We start from the raw sequence: 17,839 nt of genomic DNA, 5'->3' as shown, positions 1-17,839 counted from the left end.
ACCGCGCGGCATCGTCACCTCACAGTAAACTTTGGAAACGTTACCGTCCAGGAGGCAGGATGCAACGCGGCGGACGAAGTCGCACCGGCCGGAGCAGGGGCGGTTCGAGCAGGGGCGGTTCGGGCAGGGGCGGCGGCTTGAGCCGGAACGCCGGGTCGGATGTGCGGGCCGGCTATCTGTTCATCGCACCGGCCATCATCGGCTTCACCGTCTTCGTGGCCTATCCGCTGGTTCGCTCCTTTTATCTCGCCCTGACCAAATACAACGGGCTGACCGATCCGGTCTTCGTCGGGCTGGCCAACTTCCGCCGGCTGTTCACCGTCGATCCGGCGTTCTGGCCCTCGCTGCGCGCGACGGGGTACCTGGTGGTCCTCTACGTGCCGCTGTCGCTGGCGATCGGCCTGGCCCTGGCGATGTTCTGCAACCAGCGCTTCGCCGGCGTCCGGATCGTGCGGACGCTGGCCTATCTGCCGGTGGTCCTGCCCGCCGTCGCCACCATCACCTTGTGGAAGTTCATCCTGGACCCTCAGGTCGGACTGCTGAACACGGTGCTGGAGAAGCTGCACCTGCCGACCAGCACCTGGTTGCAGAGTCCCACGATGTCGATGCCGTCGATCGTGCTCGTGATGCTGTGGGGTGTCGGCGGCACGATGATCATCTTCCTGGCCGCGCTGCAGGCGGTGCCGACCGAGCTCTACGAGGCCGCTCGGGTGGACGGCGCCGGACCGTACGCCGTGTTCTTCCGGATCACGATGCCGATGATCAGTCCGATCATGCTGCTGCAGGTGATTCTGCAGACTACGGCGGCACTGCAGACCTTCAACCAACCCAAAATTCTGACCGGCGGCGGTCCCGGCTTCAGCACCAACGTGCTGATGCTGTCGATCTACAACAACGGGTTCTCCAACCTGGGCAGGATTCCGCAGCTCGGCTACGCCTCCGCCCAGGTATGGGTGCTGTTCATCCTGATCATCGCCGTGATCGCCCTGACCGCGAAGTTCTCCTCGCTCTGGACCTACAGTGACAACACTCCCGACTGACCCCGCCGAGACCGTGGCCGCCCCCGCGCTGACCGCGGCCGGCGAAGAGCCCGCACACCCGCCGTCACGGCCGCCCGGCAGTACGGGCAAACGGCCGCTGCGCACCACCGCGTGGTACGCGACCGCGTTGTTCGTCTGCGCGGTGATGATCGTCCCGTTGCTGTGGATGATCACGATCGGCCTGAAGAGCCGCAACGCCGTCTTCGAGCTGCCGCCGAGGCTGCTGCCGCACGAGTTCAGCTGGCGCAACTTCATCGACGGTCCGCAGGCCATCCACTTCCCGCGGCTGTTGCTCAACTCCACCATCATCACCGCGCTGAGCGTGCTGGGCGGCGTGATGACCGCGATGATGGCCGGCTACGCGCTGGCCCGGTTGCGCTTCCCGGGCCGCAAGCTGTGGTTCTACCTGTTCGTCGGCAGCATGCTGTTGCCCGGCGTGGTCGGGCTGATCCCGTTGTTCCAGCTGTACAAGTCGATCGGCTGGTACGACACCTGGCTGCCGCTGATCGTGCCGGCCTTCTTCGGCGGCAACCCGCTGTTCATCTTCCTGGCCCGGCAGTACTTCCTGGCCATCCCGTACTCGATCGACGAGGCGGCCAAGATCGACGGCGCCGGGCACCTGCGGATCTTCGTCTCGGTGATGCTGCCGCTGACCCGGCCGGCCTGGATCACGATGGCGATCCTCGCCTTCCAGGCGTCCTGGAACGACTTCCTCAACCCCTTGGTCTACCTGTACTCCGCCGACAAGTGGCCGTTGTCGGTCGGGATGGCGCAGTTCGTCTCGCCGTTCGCCGGCCAGACGCCGAACTGGAGCTACTACATGGCCACCAACCTGCTCTACATGCTGCCGCCGCTGATCCTCTTCTTCGCCGCGCAGCGCTACTTCATCCAGGGCCTCGGCTCGCTGGGCAGCACGACGCAGAAGTGACTCACCCCCTGAGGAGCACAACAGTGAACAGGATCATCGGTACCACCCTCGCCTGCGCGGGGTTGCTGACGGCAACGGCCGCGTGCGGCGGATCGGACTCCGGCGGGGAGTCGGACGGCCCGGTCACGGTGACCGTGATGACGTGGGAGTCCCCCGAGACGAACACCGCCATCAAGAAGGCGCTGGAAGGGTTCAAGGACGACAACATCAAGGTGGAACTGGTCGACACCCCGAGCGGCGGGTACGGCGACAAACTCGCGTCGCTGACCCAGGCGAAGAAGCTGCCGGACCTGTTCTGGTGCGGTAACGACACCGAGCAGCAGTACACCTCGCAGGGCCTGCTGGTCGACTGGTCGAAGCGGCTGGACAGCGGCGACGGCGAGTTGAAGGCCGACAAGTTCGTCGGTTCGGCGATGGAGAACTGGAAGACCGGCGACGGGCAGATGGGTGGTCTACCGTCGCTGATGAACACCTACGGCGTCTGGTACAACGCCGACGCCTTCAAGGCGGCCGGGATCGCGGAGCCGAAGGGCGGCTGGAGCTGGGACGAGATGTACGCCGCCGCCGGCAAGCTGGCCGGGAAGAACGGCGCGAAGTACGGGCTGGTCGCCGATCAGCTCACCTCGCTGGACGGACCGTTCACGATGAGCATGTACTCGGTGTCCGCTGGTGGCGCACCGTTCACCGACAACGTGAACCGCCCGACCAAGGCCGAGATCGACGGTAAGTTCACCGAGGGGGTGGAGAAGCTGGCGGCGGCGATCAAGTCCGGCGCGGTGGCGCCGCCCGGGTACGACGCCTCGAACGTGCCGGCGCTGTTCTCCGGTGGCAAGGTGCCGATGATGTTCGGCGGGCAGTGGCTGGCAGCGGGGTTCCAGACCGACAAGCCGAAGATCAAGTACGGGTTCGCGCCGTTCCCACAGGTGCAGACGCCGACCACGCTCTACGACTCGGTCGGGATCTGCACGCCGCAGTACACGAAGAACGAGGACGCGTCGTACAAGGTGCTCGAGTACATCAACACCAAGGTGTGGGATGCGGTCCTGCCGGCCTCCCCGGTCGCGCCGCCGGCCTACACGCCGGCGCAGGAGAGTTACTTCAGCGCTTTGACCAAGGCCGGGCAGAACACGGTCGTCGACACGGTCAAGGCCGATCTGGCCGCGGAGAAGACGGTCGGAGTGCGGTTCACGACGCAGTGGGCGTCGCAGGTCGGTGACCTCACGACGGCGATGTACCAGCCGATCCTCAACGGCAAGAAGCCGGTCTCGGACCTGCAGGGCTATGTCGGCAAGATCAACGAACTGATCAAGTCCCAGGGCTGACCGATGGAATCCGGGGACCCGGCAGGAAGGTGCACCTTCCTGCCGGGTCTTCGGTGTCAGGTCGGGTCAGGCCGCTTGCCAGACAGACAGCGCGAAGCGCGACCCGGAATCGGTCCACCAGGCGCCGCAGCCGAAGCCGGCCTTGTCCAGCTCGGCCTCGACCCCGTCGCGACGGAACTTGGCCGAGATCTCGGTGCTGAGCTCCTCCCCTTCGGCGAAGTCGACCTCCAGCCGGATCTCGGGGATCAGCACCCGCATCGCCCGGTCGGCGCGCAGGTGCATCTCGATCCACTCGTTCTCCGGGTCCCAGATGGCCCGGTGGCTGAACGCCTCGACGTCGAAGTCCGCGCCGAGCTGGCGGTTCAGCACTCGCAGGACGTTGCGGTTGAACTCGGCGGTGACGCCCGCGCTGTCGTCGTACGCCGCGACGAGGGTGGCCGGGTCCTTCACCAGATCGGTCCCGAGCAGCAGCCACTCGCCCGGCTCCAGCACGTCGCGGACGGAGCGGTAGAAGTCGGCGCGTTCCTCCGGCAGCAGATTTCCGATGGTGCCGCCGAGGAACGCCACCACTCGCGGCGCCTGGCCGGGGAGTTTGTCGAGGGCCTCGGTGAAGTCGCCGACCACCCCGTGCACGGTGAGGCCGGGATAGTCGGTGGTGATCGCCGCGGCCGCCTCACGCAGCGCCGTCTCCGACACGTCCAGCGGGACGAAGGTGGTCAGGGTGCCGTGGTCACGCAGGCCGTCGAGCAGCAACCGGGTCTTCTCCGACGATCCCGAACCGAGCTCGACCAGGGTGTGGGCGCCGGTCAGCCGGGCGATCTCCGCCTTGCGCGCGTCGAGGATCTCCCGCTCCGCACGGGTCGGGTAGTACTCCGGCAGCCGGGTGATCTGCTCGAACAGCTCGCTGCCGCGGGCGTCGTAGAACCATTTCGGCGCGAGCCACTTCGGCTCGGCCGTCAGACCGGCCCGGACGTCCTTGCGCAGCGCGCGGGAGGCATGGTCCGGGGTCAGGTGGATGTCGATCGAGGTCCCCTGACCGGGGTGGTGGGGTGGGGTCAGTGCTGACACTGTCGTCCTTCCGGTAAGGGGGTGACGGCTAGCGTGTTCTTGGTTGCTGTTAGCAATGAAAAGTCGGGGACCCGTTCCCAGCCGTCGGTGGTCCAGGGCTCGGAGCTGACCGCGACGGAACCGGTGGTTCGGCGGGTCCAGAGCGAGTGGGTCCAGGTGGTGGCGACGAGCTGCTCGCCGTCGGTCAGCAGGAGGTTGAGCCGGGAAGCCGGCGCGGCGGCGGCGACGTCGCGCACCACCGAAGCGACCGCCTCGGGTGCGCCGAGGTGCAGGCGATCCTGGACCAGAGCCCACAGCAGGGCGGAGTCCATCGGCGCGTCGAGAGTCAGCAGCTCGCCGACGGGCAACGACTCGGCCAGCTTGGAGATCGAACCCGGCCAGCCGCTGATCAAACCGTTGTGGCTGAACAGCCACTTCCCCTTGGTGAACGGCGCGATAGCGGTCTCGATCAGGGGCGCGCCGACCGTCCCGTTCCGTACGGCGGCGAGTACCGCACCCGAGCTGATCGACGAAGCGAGGCCGGGCAGCGACCGGTCGGCCCAGATCGGCACGCTCCGGCGATAGCGGACGGGCGCGCCGCCGGCGTACCAGCCGATGCCGAAGCCGTCGGCGTTGACCGAGCCGCCGCCGCGCATGTCCGCCGGAGCCCAGCTCTGGCGGTACAGCGAGTGCGGCGGTTCCAGGACCAGCGATGCGAGGGTGACCGGCGGCCCGAGGTAGGCCAGGTGCCGGCACATCAGGCCAGTTCCTCCGGACGGGGGTCGCGGGCGCAGCGGAAGCCGGCGAAGATCTGCCGGCGGATCGGGTGGTCCCAGTTGCGGAAGGTGCTGCGGGCAACCACCTCGTCGGTGCCGAACGAGCCGCCGCGCAGCATCTTGTAGTCGCTGCTGAAGAAGACCAGCGAGTACTCGTCGTACGGGAACGCGCGGAAGCCCGGGTACGGCGTGAAGTCGCTGCTGGTCCACTCCCAGATGTCACCGATCAGCTGCTCGACGCCGAGCGGTGACGCACCTGCCGGGTACGCCCCGACCGGTGCCGGGCGGAGGTGCCGTTGGCCGAGGTTCGCGTGCTGCGGGCCCGGGCTGTCGTCGCCCCAGGGAAAGCGGCGGGTGCGGCCGGTCGCCGGGTCGAACCGGGCAGCGAACTCCCACTCCTCCTCCGTCGGCAGCCGCTTGCCGGCCCATTTCGCATAGGCCTCGGCCTCGTAGAAGCAGACGTGCATCACCGGCTCGTCCAACGGCAACAGCTCCCGATGACCGAACCTGACCCGCAGCCAGTTGCCGTCCTCGAGTTCCCAGAACCGCGGCGCGACCAGCGAAGCCTTCTGCACGTGAGCCCAGCCGGCCTCCGACCACCACCGCGGGTCGCCATAGCCACCGCCGGTGACGAACTTGAGGTAGTCGCCGTTGCTCACCGGCGCCGTGTCGATCACGTACGGCGCGACGTGCACCGGGTGGGCAGGCCGCTCGTTGTCGAGCGCCCACGGCTCGATCGACGTGCCCATCTCGAACGTCCCACCCGGCACCAGCACCTCGGGCGTCGCGAGCCGGCGGCCGGACGGTGCCGCCGGCGCGTCCAGCACCGGAGCACCGGTCCGCAGCTGATGCGTGGCGAGCATCGTCTCGTCGTGCTGCTGCTCGTGCTGGACGACCATCCCGAAGGCGAACGCGTTCTCCACCAGCTCGCGATCACCGCCGAACTTGACGTGGTCGAGGACGTCCAGGACCTTGTCGCGGACCTCCACGACGTACTGCCGGGTCTCGGCCGGGGTGAGCAGCGGCAGTGCCGGACGGTCGGCGCGGGCGTGCATGAACGCGTCGTACAGCTCGTCGATGTCCTGCCGGACCGGCTCGCGACCGCCCACGTCGCGGACCAGCCAGAGCTCTTCCTGGTTGCCGATGTGGGCGTAGTCCCAGACCAGCGGTGACATCAGCTTGGAGTGCTGCCGGACCAGGTCGTCGGTGTCGACCGAGTCGGTCAGCTGGACGGTCCGGTCCCGCGAGCGGGTCAGTTGCTCGGCGACGAACGAACGCAGTTCCTCGGCGGTCAGGTCTGACAACTGGTGGTTCATGATGCTCGCCTTCTCTGGGTGTCGTCGACGATGCAGTGCAGCTGGTCGCTGACCGTGGTGATCAGGTCTTGATCGACCCCGGTGCGGCTCAGGTGAGTGGCGGCGAGCTGGACCAGCTCGCGGGCGGCCTGCAGGGTGGGCTTGTCGTCCAGCCCCTCCCGGGCCGCGGGGATCCAGCGCCCGGCAGCAGGCGCGGCAGCAGCCAGTGCCTGATCGGTGATCGCCGGGTCGGACATCAAGGTCGACAACAGCAGGGTCGGCGCGATCCAGCCGTCGCCCTCCTGCGCGTCGAGGTAGCGCACCTCCAGGTATCCCCGCGGCCGGACGGGCGGGAACAGTGTCGACAGGTGGTACTCCAGATCCCCGTACGTCGGTCTGTCGGCCAAGAAACCCCTTTCGCCCGGCGCCTCCCCGGTTGCGGCGGCCAGCCCGGTACCGTCCAGAGCGCCGTCCGCCCAGGCACCGAAGGTGAGGCCTGGGGGTGCGTCCCAGCTTTCCCCTCTCCGCAGGCAGAGGACAGGTGCCTCCATCGCGGTACGGGCCCAGGCCTCGGCCGGGTCACCGTCGAGCGATGGCGGCTCGGTGAACGGAGCGCAGGTGCCGAAGGTGGCCTCCGTCCGAGCTGAGGCCCAGCCGGTGTCGGCCCCTTCGCGGTGTCGCGAGTTGGCGAACAGCGCGACCAGAGCCGGGCCCAGGTCGTGCAGAGCTCGCCAGCGCAGGGCGGTCCGGTCCGCTTCGCCCGCGTCCAGGCAGACCTGCAGGCCGGCCGTGCTGCACATCATCCGCGGGCCATGGGAGCCGAGTTGGGTCAGCGCGCGATGCATGGCGGCGTAGCGAGGGACCGTCAGGATGCGGTGGGGCGGCCGGAAGGCGTCGAGTCCGTGGGCGCCAGGTCTGAGGTGCTGAGCGGCAAGGAGAGCCGTGAGCTCCGCCGCGTCGGCCCTCGTGTCGTCGATCAGCCGGGGAATCGACGCCGAGGCGGCACCGGAGATCTCCACCTGGCCACCTGGCTCGACGGTGACCAGAGAACCCCGGCCGAGTGGCAACTGAGGGCTGTCCTGGACCAGGGTCGCGGGCGCGTGCGCGCCCAGGGCTTTGCTGAGCTGGCCGGCGTCGAGCGGCCGGTGCGGATCGTCCGCGTGGTGCACGGTCCACTCCAGCTCGACACCGTGCAGCAGTGGAGGACCGTGCTTGAAACAGATCATCGCGACATACCCCTCGGCTTCCACGCGGGAGCCGATCGGAGTCGTCGCCGGGAACTCGCCGGACGCGGTCACGTCAGCGAACCTAACCGCGACCCTGGGCGCGGACAACCGATAGTGGGTTACCCCTCAGTGACGTCGAGGCCGGGGGCAGGACCGTCCAGAACTGTGTCGTGTTCATGATCGACATGGTGCCCGCGGCCACCGACAATATCGGCCGCACAAGCCCGAATCCCTTTTGTAGCGCTTCACTCGGGCTTCTCGCGCCGATGGGCGTTCGGCTGCGGCTATTGCGCTACGAGCGAACCCGGTCCATCACCCGAGCAGGGACGCCAGAGACGGGCGAAGGACGGTAGGAAGGGTGCATGGAGACCTATGACGTCGTCGTGATCGGAGCCGGCGCCATGGGGTCCGCCGCGGCCCGCGCGCTGGCCGCGGCAGGCCGTGAGGTGCTGGTGCTGGAGCAGTACGAGCTCGGCCACGACAGAGGTGGGTCGCACGGCGGCACCAGGCTCTTCCGGTTGGCGATCGACAACGAGGCCGAGCTGCTTCGGGCCGCCCGAGCACAGGTGCTGTGGTCGGAACTCGAGGACGAGACCGGCGTACAGATGCTGGATCTGGTCGGTGGTGTCGACCACGGTCTGGCCGAGCGACAGGTGACGGAGGCCGCGGCGCTACTGGCCCGGCACGGCGTGCAGTACGACGTACTGGAGCCGGAAGCGGCGATGGAACGTTGGCCGGGGATGCGGTTCGAGTCGAAGGTGCTGCACCAACCCCGGTCCGGCCGGGCGCTGGCGGAGCAGGCACTGACGGCTATCCGGGCGTCGGCTCGGGCGTTGCGGGTGGAGTTCCGCACGGGGTGTGCGGCGACCGGAGTACGGGTTGCCGGGGGTGGTGTTGAGGTGGAGACGGCGGCGGGCGCAGTACGGGCTGGGCAGTTGGTGGTGACGGCTGGGCCGTGGACTGCTCAGGTACTGGCTGGTGCCGTCGACGTGCTCGCCATCACGGCGTCCCAGGAGCAGCCGCGATTCTTCGCGCCGCTGGACGGGTCGGCGCAGTGGCCGGTGTTCGTGGATCGGCGGACAGGCACTCCGGCGTACGGGGTGTTCGAGGAAGGGCGTGGGGTCAAGGTCGGGCTGCACGGAACCGGGCCGGTAGTCGCCCTCGACCAGCGGGACTTCCTGGTGGAGCCCACGCGGGACGCGGCGTTGATCGCGTACGTCCGGGAGTGGTTCCCAGGGCTGGACGTGACCCGGTCCGAGGCGATCAGCTGCCTGTACGACAACACCTCGCGAGGGGATTTCGTCGTCGACCGGCGCGGGCCGATCAATGTCGCGGCGGGGTTCCACGGGGAGGGGTTCAAGTTCGTGCCGCTGATCGCCCGGTACCTGACCGAGCTGGTGACCGGTTCGGGCTCGGCGCCGGAGGCCTTCCGGCTCTGACGGTCAGATGCCGGCGGCACCGAACTCCAGCTGCCTGGTTATCAGCGGCTTCTCAAGGGACACGGTGTTGCACCGTACTAGTGCGGACTCGCGGACAGGTGCTGCAAGCGTTCACGTTGGGAAGCGCGTAGAGGAAGCAGCAAGAGGTGCGGATCTCCTGCGCCAGGTCGATCTGGAAGGCCTCTGCGGCCTCGGCGGCCTGCACTGCTTCTTCCGGGACCAGGAGCGCGCCGCGGAGCTCGTCATCGACTGCGCCACGCTTCTGACGGGAGCTGAGCTTCACACCGGGGCTGTAGCTGTCGGTGAAGGCCTTGGTGTGCTCATTGACCTGCTGCGCCGCCTCAGCCATCGGGACCAGCCGGTCTGACAGCAGGGCGACCTCGATCGGATAGTGCGCGGTCGGGTGCTTGCGAAAGGCCAGCGACTCGGCTGATACGTCCGGCGAGAGACCTGTGAGCGCAGTGGCGAGTCCAGCCACCACAGTCGGCACTGAGACGTACCACATGAGCACGAACATCGCCGCTACCTGCTGCGGCGGATCGATCGCGTACTCGCGGGCGTAGTCGTCCAGCAGCGCCCGACGCCACCCGTACGTCGGATCGCCGCCGGCCTGCTGCTCCCGGATCACGTCGGCGCACGAGATCCAGTCGGGGCCCGGCACCGCGGACGCAGTACGGACGGACAGCCAGGACACCTCGCCGTCCAGCATGCCCGCGAGGCGTCTCGCGGTGTAGGTCATACAGCCACCCTACGGTCCGGGTCGGCCACCGGCGCTGCCCCGACCTCGGCAACCGTTGTCTGCAAGCCGAAAACCCGATCCGAAGTTGTGCAGTGCGGAAGCGTAGGGTCGGAGCATGGCGGTGCTGGAGCGGTGGCACGTGGGTCCGTGGACGACGCGCGGCACGAGGCCGGGTGAGCCCTTCGAGCCGGGCCGGAAACGGACTCCGGACGAGCTCAACTTCGACGTGATCGGGCTGGCGCGGATTCTCGGCCGGCGGCTGTCGGGCCGCGAGGAGCTCCAGGTCCGCCTCTGGCAGAACGAGCTGCGTTCCACCCACACGAGGCTGTGCGGAGTCCACGCCCTCCAGGACCCGGACAACGCCGCCCTGCTGGCGGAGACCGCGCAGGAAGCCCTTGCCTGGTTGAAGGAACGGGCACCGGAGGGGTACGAGTTCGTACTCACCGACGCCGTGTACCTCCGTCCGCTGACCGACCTGACCGCGGCCGTGGTCACCGTCGACGCGGTGCTTCAGCTCACGGCCGAGCGCGGCGACGCCTTCCCGGCCGACCGTCTTGCAGCGGCTCACGTGAAGCAGTCACAGGCCGGCGAGTGGTTCGCGGGGGACGCGATCAGCAATTGGTCCGGGCCGTACCCGACCGCCGAGGAGGCAGCTGATGCCGTCAAGGCAGCCCGGGTCGAGCTCACCAACCAACTGACCGAGGCAGGTCACGCCGATCTCGCTGCCACCGCGACCCGTTGGCCGGACGTACGCGTCGTCAGCTGAGCCCTAGCCCTCCAGCGTCCAGCTGGCGACGAAGTACCCCACCCCGTACGGCGCAGCGTGGTACCCGAGGTGCCCACGCAGCCGCGCCACGCTGGTCGCACCGGCAAGTACCTGCCAGGGCGCCCTGCCGGCAACGTGCAGCTCGGCCGCCAGCTCAGGGTCGAGCGCAGCGAGAGTAGCGGTGTCTCCCAGGTCCAGCGCAGCGGCGACGGTGGTGTCGAAGAGCTCCGCGCGAGGGTGCAGATGGACCGGCGAGTGCTCGCTGCGTCGCGGGGAACCGTCCCCCATCACCAGCAGCCCTATGTGGTCGGGGCCGTGAGCCAGTCGGCGACCGAGGTCGAGGCAGGCAGCCGGAGTCTCGTCGGCTGCGACGGTGATCGAGAAGCGCGGCAGGTTGGCTGCCTTGCTTTGGGCGATGAGCCACGCGCCGACGGCCAGTGACAGCGGCAGCACCGGATCACCCGTGCCCACGCGAACACCATGGGCGCCGTACAGGCCGAAGCTGCCGCCCGCGGCGGCGTCGTACCGGGTGCCGGTGGCCGGTCCGGAGCCGACGATCACCACCGAGTCGGCTTCCGCCAACTGGTCGACTGCCGCCAGGCAGGCGGCTCGAAGGTCGTCCAACTCGGCAGCGGCGCCGCCTGCGACCTCGGGGATGAGGAGCGGCGGGTGCGGGCAGACGGCTGCGCTGACGACGGCCATTAGGCACTCCGGAGGTAGCGCATCAGCAGCGTTCCGTCAGCGGCGGCCAGTGCCGAGCTCAAGCGCAATTTGCGCGCGACCTTCGATCCGGACCCGGCGGTGATCCGCCCGGAGCCTGGTCCGGCCAGCAGCGGCACCAGCGAGAAACACATCTCGTCGATCAGGTCTGCCGCGGTCAGGGCGCCGAGCAGTCGAGGCCCGCCCTCGCACAGGATCTGCGGCAGACCGCGCTCCGCCAGCGTCGCCATCAGAACCTTGAGGTCGATCTCCGTCTCGCCGCAGTCCAGTACGTCGGCGACCTCGCCGAGCGCTTCGCGGCGGTCCCGCGGAGCGGCCTCGTGAGTGAGAACGATCGGCCGGACCGGCGCTCGGACGAACACCGGATCGGCTGGGTCGAGCTCCAGCCGCGACGAGACGATCGCCAGCGTCGGGTTCTCCGGCAGCCCGAGGGCCTGGCGCCAGGTCCTGCGCTCGGCGCCCAGCCGCAACGGGTTGTAGCCCTCGGCCCGCACGGTGCCGGCCCCGACCAGTACGACGTCGGACAGCATCCGCAGCTTGCCGAAGACCTCCTGGTCGGCCGGGCTCGACATCAGTTTCGACTGGCCGTCGATCTCCACGGCACCGTCGACGGTGGAGACGAAGTTGCTGCGCAGGTGCGGCCGGGAGCGATCCTCGACCTGGTACGCCGCGATCACCTCGTCGTCGGTGAGGTCGGACAGCTGTCGGATCAAGCCAGGCTCCTCCGGGTTCCAGCGGGCAGGGCGGCGCCCCGCAGTACGGCGATCAGGTCGAGGGCCTGCCGGGCGGCGGGGACGTCGTGGACGCGGAAGACCCGGGCGCCCAGCCAGGCGGAGATGCTCAGCGCGGCGAGCGTGCCGTTGCCTCGCAGGCCGGGCGGCAGGTCGAGCGTCTCGCCGATGAAGTCCTTGTTGGAGACGGCGACCAGGACGGGCCAGCCGGTCGCGGCCAGTTCGTCCAGCCGGCGGGTCAGCTCGAGCGACTGCAGGGTGTTCTTGCCGAAGTCGTGGGTCGGGTCGATCACGATCGCGTCGCGGTCGACCCCTTCGGCGACCGCGCGCTCGGCCAGGCGGGTGGTGGTGGCGATCACGTCGGCCACGACATCGGCGTACGCCGTCCGGTGCGGATCCGTCCGTGGGGTGAGGCCGCCGACATGGCTGCAGACCAGGCCGGCGCCGACCTCGGCCGCGGCGGCCGGCATCGCGGGGTCGGAACCGGCCCAGGTGTCGTTGATGAGATTCGCGCCGGCCGCGCCGACCCGGCGGGCCACCGCGCTGCGGTAGGTGTCGACGCTGATCACGAGGCCGGGATGCCGCTCCCGGATGCCGGCCACGAAGCCGACCGTGCGGCGGAGCTCCTCCTCCTCGCTGACCGGCTCGCCGTAGCCGGCTTTCACGCCGCCGATGTCGACCAGGTCCGCGCCGTCGGCCACCGCCCGGTCGATCGCCTCGTACGCCGCGTCGGTGGCGAAGGTCGCGCCCCGGTCGAAGAAGGAGTCCGGCGTCCGGTTCACGATCGCCATCAGCGCGAACTCGCCGGGCGCGAAGCTGCGCCCGCCCAACCGCAGTACCCCGTCGTCCGCCACGTCCCGACTCTATCCATCGGGGCCCGCGGCAGTTCGGAAGCCCGTACCCGATCTGGCAGATATCCTATAGGATCTACGGGACTGACCGGATCACTGCCCAGAACGGATCCCCGCATGCCGCGTTTCTCCGAGGTTGAGACCTACGACGTCCGCTTCCCCACGTCGCTGGACCTGGACGGCTCCGACGCGATGAACGCCGACCCCGACTACTCCGCGGCGTACCTGATCCTGCGCACCGACGCCGGCGACGGACTGGAGGGGCACGGGTTCGCCTTCACCATCGGCCGCGGCAACGACGTGCAGACCGCGGCGATCGAGGCGCTGCGCGACCACGTGATCGGCCTGGACGTGGAGGCGACGCTGAACGACCTCGGGGGTTTCTGGAAGTCCTTGGTCCACGACTCGCAGTTACGCTGGCTCGGCCCGGAGAAGGGCGTCATGCACATGGCGATCGGCGCGGTCGTCAACGCCGTCTGGGACCTGGCCGCCAAGCGCGCCGGCGTACCGCTGTGGAAGCTGCTGTCCGACCTCTCCCCCGAGCAGATCGTCGACCTGGTCGACTTCCGCTACCTGACCGACGCGCTCACCCGCGACGAGGCCCTGGAGATCCTGTACGCCGCTCTGCCCGGCCGGGCAGAGCGCGAGAAGTTGCTGCGGGAGCAGGGCTATCCGGCGTACACGACCACTCCCGGGTGGCTCGGGTACGACGACGCGAAACTGGTCCGGCTGTGCCACGAAGCGGTGGCCGAGGGGTTCACCCAGATCAAGCTCAAGGTCGGCGCGAACCTCGACGACGACGTCCGCCGGATGCGGCTGGCCCGCGAGGCGGTCGGCCCGGAGTTCCGGATCGCCATCGACGCCAACCAGCGCTGGGACGTCGCCGACGCGATCGCCTGGATCGAGGCGCTGGCACCGTACGACGTGTGGTGGGTGGAGGAGCCGACCAGCCCGGACGACATCCTCGGGCACGCCGCGATCGCGAAGGCGGTCGCGCCGGTCCGGATCGCGACCGGTGAGCACGTGCAGAACCGGGTGGTGTTCAAGCAGTTGCTGCAGGCCGGGTCGCTGTCCTTCCTGCAGATCGACTCGGCCCGGGTGGCCGGCGTCAACGAGAACATCGCGATCCTGCTGCTGGCGGCGAAGTTCGGCGTACCGGTGTGCCCGCACGCCGGCGGGGTGGGACTGTGTGAGCTGGTTCAGCACCTGTCGATGTTCGACCTGGTCGCGGTCAGTGGCAGCACCGAGAACCGGGTGATCGAGTTCGTCGACCACCTGCACGAACACTTTCTGGAACCGGTCGTGATCCAAGCCGGGAACTATGTCGCGCCGACCCGGCCGGGGTTCAGCGCCGAGATGGACGCGACGACGCTGTGCGACTACCGGTACCCGGCTGGCAAGATCTGGACCGAGCTGGCAACCGCCGAGCAGACGAAGGAGAGCGACAAGTGACGGATTTCGCCGGCCTCAAGGCCGTGGTGACCGGAGGAGCCTCCGGGATCGGCCTGGCCGCGGCCACCCTGCTCGCGGCCCGCGGCGCCGAGGTGGTCGTCTTCGACCTGTTGCCCGACGTCCCCGCCCCGCTGACCGGCATCGCCGCGGACGTGAGCGACGACGGCTCGGTCCGCGACGCGGTCTCGGCGGCGGCGTTGCAGCTCGGCGGCATCGACATCCTGGTCAACAACGCGGGGATCGGCGCGCAGGGCACGGTCGCGGGCAACGACGACGAGGAGTGGCACCGGGTCCTCGACGTGAACGTCGTCGGGATCGCGCGGGTCACCCGCGCCACCCTGCCCTATCTGCGCCGATCGTCGGCGGCGGCGATCGTCAACACGTGCTCGATCGCCGCGACGGCAGGGCTGCCGAACCGCGCGTTGTACAGCGCGAGCAAGGGCGCGGTCCTGGCGCTGACCATGGCGATGGCTGCCGATCACGTCCGTGAGGGCATCCGCGTCAACTGCGTCAACCCCGGTACGGCGGACACCCCGTGGGTCGGGCGGCTGCTCGACGTCGCGACCGACCCGGCCGCCGAGCGCTCGGCGCTGGAGGCCCGCCAGCCGATGGGCCGCCTGGTCTCGGCCGACGAGGTCGCCGCGGCGATCGCCTACCTGGCCAGCCCGCTGTCCGGCTCGACCACCGGTACCGCGCTCGCCGTCGACGGCGGCATGCAGAACCTGCGCCTCCCGGCAGCCCGGTCATGAAGCTCTTCGCCGACGGCAACCGGATCGGGCTCGGCGGGGCACCGCTGGCCGGGCTCTTCTCCCCCGTGCCGGACGCCGAGGCGGTGGCGACCGTGCAGGCTGCCTGGGACGAAGGCTGGCGGTACTTCGACACTGCTCCGCACTACGGTCTCGGTCTGGCCGAGGAACGGCTCGGCGCCGGGCTCGCCGGGAAGCCGCGAGCGGAGTACGTGCTGTCCTCCAAGGTCGGGCGGATCATCTACGAGGCCGACACTCCGGAGCCGGACGGCGAGGGGTTCGCGGTGGTCTCGAACCGTCGTCGCCGCTGGGACTTCAGCCGGGACGGCGTTCTGCGGAGCATTGAGGACTCGTTGCGGCGACTGGGCACCGACCGGCTCGACGTCGTCTTCGTCCACGACCCGGACGACCACTACGACAAGGCGGTGGCGACCGCGTTTCCGGCCCTGATCGAACTCCGGGAACAAGGCGTGATCGGCGCGCTCGGCGCCGGCATGAACCAGACGGCGATGCTGACCCGTTTCGTCCGGGAGGTCGACCTCGACGTCATCATGCTGGCCGGCCGGTACACCGTCCTGGATCCGGACGGTCTGGACGACGTGCTGCCCGCCTGCCTCGAGAACGACGTCCAGGTAGTTGCCGTGGGCATCTTCAACTCCGGCCTGCTGTCCCGGCCACGGCCACCCGCCGACGCGACCTTCAACTACGCACCGGCGCCCGCCGCCTTGCTGGAGAAGGCGAACAAGCTGGCCGACGTCTGCGAGGCGCATGAGGTCACGTTGCCCGCGGTAGCGCTCAAGTTCCCGCTTTTCCATCCCGCGGTGGCAGGTATCGCCGTCGGCTGCCGGACCGCGGCAGAAGTCCGGACCAACGCGGCGCTCGCCCGCACCGAAGTACCGGAGGCGATTTGGCCGGCCCTGAAAGCGGCCGGGCTGCTTCGTGAGGATGCACCGACGCCAGGCTGACGGCGATGTTCGGCGACCGCGAGTTCAGGCCTTCGGGCTCGCGGTCGTCGTCGGTTTGCGCGTAGTCGGCCCGCCGAGCATCACCTGCTGGCGGCGGGTGCCGTTGAAGGTGGTGGCGAACCAGGTGGTCAGGACCGACGCCCGGTTGCCCCAGCCGACCAGGAACGCGAGATGGACGCCGGCCCAGGCGACCTTGCCGATCAGCCCGCTCAGGCGCAGGCCGCGGATGTCGGCGACGGCGTCCCCCGGTGAGATGGTCGCCATGGTGCCCAGATCGAGGTACTTGAACGGTTTGACCGTGGACTGCCCGTCGAGACCGCGGCGGATCACCTTGGCGACGTACTTGCCTTCCTGCATGGCCGGTTCGGCGATCCCGGGCAGGTCGTCCAGGTTGGCCGCGTCGCCGATCACGAAGATCTCCGGCCGGCCCGGCAGCCGGCAGTCCCGGCCCACCACCACCCGGCCGCCGCGGTCGGTCTCGGCGCCGAGCGACTTGGCCAGGTCGCGGGTCAGCGGTGACGCCTGGACGCCGGCCGTCCACAGGATGGTCCGGCCGCGGATCTCCCGCTCCGCCCCACCCGCCTTCAAGGTGACCTTCTCCGGATCGACGCCGGTCGCGAACGCCCCCAGGACGATCTCGACGCCCAGTTTCTCCAGCCGCCGCTGGGTGTGCCGGCGCAGCTTCTCGGGGAAGGCGCCGAGCACACTGTCGGCGCCGTCGGCGAGCACGATCCGCACCTCGCTCAGATCGAGATCGCGGAACTGGTCGCGCAGGGTACGCCGGGCCATCGCGGCCAGCTGACCCGCCAGCTCGACGCCGGTCGGGCCGGCGCCGATCACCACGAAGGTCATCCATTCGCACCGCTCGTCGCGATCATCGGCCACCGCCGCCGCCTCGAAGGCGTGGATCAGCCGGTTCCGCAGCTCGACCGCCTGATCGATCGTCTTCATCGGCAACGCGTCGCGAGCCCACTCGGGGTGGCCGAAGTAGCTGGGCTCGGAGCCGGTCGCGAGCACCAGGTGGTCGTACGGAACGTCCCGCCCGGTGCCGTCGGCCAACCGCACCTGAACGGTCTTGCCGACCGGGTTCACCCCGGTCGCCTCACCGAGCAGCACCCGCGCGTTGCGCTGCCCGGCCAGGACCCGGCGCAACGCCGGCGCGATGTCGCCGGGAGCCAGCAGCGAGGTGGACACCTGGTAGAGCAACGGCTGGAACAGGTGGTGGTTGGTCCGGTCGATCAGCAGCACGTCGACGTCGGCACGTCGCAGACCACGGACCGCCTGAAGGCCACCGAAACCGCCGCCCACGACAACGACTTGAGGTCTGCCGCCGGTCGGGTCGGCCGCAGTCCGCTGCGGATCGTCGGTCGCCATGAGAAGCCTCCCGTTCGCGTGAGTGGGTCCTGCGCCGGGTACCCGAACCCGGCGCGAAGATGCGCCGCGAGGTCCCCTGATCCGGAAGGAGCGCGCCGATGGCAGGACGACGGCGGTATGCCGTGGCAGCGACGAGTCAGTGGAGCGACGAGGACGGGAACCGGCTTCCGGCCGGCGAGGTGCACGCCTGGGAACGTGGGCTGAACCAGACGGTCTGCGGCCTGCCGCTGCATCGAGCTCAGTTGCGCCGCTTCTCCCACGTCGCCTGGGAGGACACGTTCGTCGAGACCGGCGGCGCGGCGGACGAAGTGGACCGGCAGTGCCCCCGCTGTGCCTCGGTGGCGGGCCGGCGAACCGCCGACCTGGGACCGCGCTGGCGCCGTACGAATCCCCGCCCGTAGACGTTTGACGCCGGCTCCCGG

General features: G+C 69.5%; 18 protein-coding genes. 9 read left to right on the top strand and 9 right to left on the bottom strand.

The window, feature by feature from the left end; all coding sequences use genetic code 11:
* Positions 1–137: 137 nt before the first annotated feature.
* From OX958_RS10730 to OX958_RS10720, 3 genes are read left to right on the top strand one after another with little or no spacing between them, the layout of a single operon-like run.
* On the top strand, positions 138–1,040 hold the full coding sequence (locus OX958_RS10730) for a carbohydrate ABC transporter permease (protein WP_270137124.1): 903 nt from the start codon (positions 138–140) through the stop codon (positions 1,038–1,040).
* Entirely contained in the window at positions 1,021–1,968 is a 948-nt protein-coding gene (locus OX958_RS10725; protein ID WP_270137123.1) for a carbohydrate ABC transporter permease, read from the top strand. The genes OX958_RS10730 and OX958_RS10725 overlap by 20 nt, the downstream gene beginning before the upstream one ends.
* Positions 1,969–1,991: 23 nt before the next feature.
* Complete coding sequence (locus tag OX958_RS10720) at positions 1,992–3,290, top strand: ABC transporter substrate-binding protein (RefSeq protein ID WP_270137122.1); 1,299 nt, start codon at positions 1,992–1,994, stop codon at positions 3,288–3,290.
* 66 nt (positions 3,291–3,356) lie between these two features.
* Here OX958_RS10720 and egtD read toward each other — a convergent pair whose 3' ends face one another.
* Genes egtD through OX958_RS10700 form a run of 4 tightly spaced genes read right to left on the bottom strand, consistent with a single transcriptional unit; the run spans position 3,357 to position 7,706 of the window.
* Complete coding sequence (egtD, locus tag OX958_RS10715; RefSeq protein WP_270137121.1) at positions 3,357–4,358, bottom strand: L-histidine N(alpha)-methyltransferase; 1,002 nt, start codon at positions 4,356–4,358, stop codon at positions 3,357–3,359.
* Positions 4,346–5,095 (bottom strand): ergothioneine biosynthesis protein EgtC, encoded by a 750-nt coding sequence (egtC, locus tag OX958_RS10710; RefSeq protein WP_270137120.1) that lies wholly within the window; start codon positions 5,093–5,095, stop codon positions 4,346–4,348. The genes egtD and egtC overlap by 13 nt, the downstream gene beginning before the upstream one ends.
* On the bottom strand, positions 5,095–6,429 hold the full coding sequence (gene egtB / locus OX958_RS10705) for an ergothioneine biosynthesis protein EgtB (protein ID WP_270137119.1): 1,335 nt from the start codon (positions 6,427–6,429) through the stop codon (positions 5,095–5,097). The genes egtC and egtB overlap by 1 nt, the downstream gene beginning before the upstream one ends.
* The gene (locus OX958_RS10700; RefSeq protein WP_270137118.1) at positions 6,426–7,706 is read right to left on the bottom strand and encodes a glutamate-cysteine ligase family protein; all 1,281 of its coding nucleotides are present in this window, start codon (positions 7,704–7,706) and stop codon (positions 6,426–6,428) included. Before OX958_RS10700 ends, egtB begins: the two co-directional genes overlap by 4 nt.
* A gap of 290 nt (positions 7,707–7,996) precedes the next feature.
* On the opposite strand from OX958_RS10700, the gene OX958_RS10695 reads away from it, so the two are divergent.
* Complete coding sequence (locus OX958_RS10695) at positions 7,997–9,073, top strand: FAD-dependent oxidoreductase (RefSeq protein WP_270137117.1); 1,077 nt, start codon at positions 7,997–7,999, stop codon at positions 9,071–9,073.
* A 52-nt stretch (positions 9,074–9,125) separates the two neighbouring features.
* On the opposite strand, the gene OX958_RS10690 is transcribed toward OX958_RS10695, so the two are convergent.
* Positions 9,126–9,812: a (2Fe-2S)-binding protein gene (locus OX958_RS10690; RefSeq protein WP_270137116.1), complete on the bottom strand. Its 687-nt coding sequence runs from the start codon at positions 9,810–9,812 to the stop codon at positions 9,126–9,128.
* A gap of 115 nt (positions 9,813–9,927) precedes the next feature.
* Here OX958_RS10690 and OX958_RS10685 point away from each other — a divergent pair, with 115 nt between their 5' ends.
* Positions 9,928–10,578, top strand: a complete 651-nt coding sequence (locus OX958_RS10685; RefSeq protein ID WP_270137115.1) for a hypothetical protein — start codon at positions 9,928–9,930, stop codon at positions 10,576–10,578.
* Between the two features lie 3 nt (positions 10,579–10,581).
* Here the strand turns inward: OX958_RS10685 and OX958_RS10680 are convergent, their stop codons facing one another.
* The 3 genes from OX958_RS10680 to folP are packed head-to-tail and all read right to left on the bottom strand — an operon-like array spanning position 10,582 to position 12,883.
* Complete coding sequence (locus OX958_RS10680) at positions 10,582–11,280, bottom strand: class III extradiol dioxygenase subunit B-like domain-containing protein (protein ID WP_270137114.1); 699 nt, start codon at positions 11,278–11,280, stop codon at positions 10,582–10,584.
* Positions 11,280–12,011 carry a pyrimidine reductase family protein gene (locus tag OX958_RS10675; RefSeq protein ID WP_270137113.1) on the bottom strand — a complete coding sequence of 244 codons (732 nt, stop codon included), beginning with the start codon at positions 12,009–12,011 and terminating at the stop codon, positions 11,280–11,282. The genes OX958_RS10680 and OX958_RS10675 overlap by 1 nt, the downstream gene beginning before the upstream one ends.
* Positions 12,008–12,883, bottom strand: a complete 876-nt coding sequence (gene folP / locus OX958_RS10670) for a dihydropteroate synthase (RefSeq protein WP_270137112.1) — start codon at positions 12,881–12,883, stop codon at positions 12,008–12,010. The genes OX958_RS10675 and folP overlap by 4 nt, the downstream gene beginning before the upstream one ends.
* A gap of 114 nt (positions 12,884–12,997) precedes the next feature.
* On the opposite strand from folP, the gene OX958_RS10665 reads away from it, so the two are divergent.
* Genes OX958_RS10665 through OX958_RS10655 form a run of 3 tightly spaced genes read left to right on the top strand, consistent with a single transcriptional unit; the run spans position 12,998 to position 16,043 of the window.
* The gene (locus tag OX958_RS10665) at positions 12,998–14,332 is read left to right on the top strand and encodes an L-fuconate dehydratase (protein ID WP_270137111.1); all 1,335 of its coding nucleotides are present in this window, start codon (positions 12,998–13,000) and stop codon (positions 14,330–14,332) included.
* Positions 14,329–15,081 (top strand): SDR family NAD(P)-dependent oxidoreductase, encoded by a 753-nt coding sequence (locus OX958_RS10660; protein ID WP_270137110.1) that lies wholly within the window; start codon positions 14,329–14,331, stop codon positions 15,079–15,081. The genes OX958_RS10665 and OX958_RS10660 overlap by 4 nt, the downstream gene beginning before the upstream one ends.
* Positions 15,078–16,043, top strand: coding sequence for an aldo/keto reductase (locus tag OX958_RS10655; RefSeq protein ID WP_270137109.1), 966 nt, complete (start codon positions 15,078–15,080; stop codon positions 16,041–16,043). Before OX958_RS10660 ends, OX958_RS10655 begins: the two co-directional genes overlap by 4 nt.
* Positions 16,044–16,067: 24 nt before the next feature.
* Here OX958_RS10655 and OX958_RS10650 read toward each other — a convergent pair whose 3' ends face one another.
* Complete coding sequence (locus tag OX958_RS10650) at positions 16,068–17,417, bottom strand: NAD(P)/FAD-dependent oxidoreductase (RefSeq protein WP_270137108.1); 1,350 nt, start codon at positions 17,415–17,417, stop codon at positions 16,068–16,070.
* 98 nt (positions 17,418–17,515) lie between these two features.
* Between OX958_RS10650 and OX958_RS10645 the strand changes: the two genes are divergently transcribed.
* Positions 17,516–17,818 (top strand): hypothetical protein, encoded by a 303-nt coding sequence (locus tag OX958_RS10645; RefSeq protein WP_270137107.1) that lies wholly within the window; start codon positions 17,516–17,518, stop codon positions 17,816–17,818.
* Positions 17,819–17,839: the final 21 nt, after the last annotated feature.

The organism is Kribbella sp. CA-293567, from assembly GCF_027627575.1.
GTDB lineage: Bacteria > Actinomycetota > Actinomycetes > Propionibacteriales > Kribbellaceae > Kribbella.
Note: the sequence above shows the minus strand (reverse complement) of the source record. Positions and strands in the feature narration are given on the sequence as shown.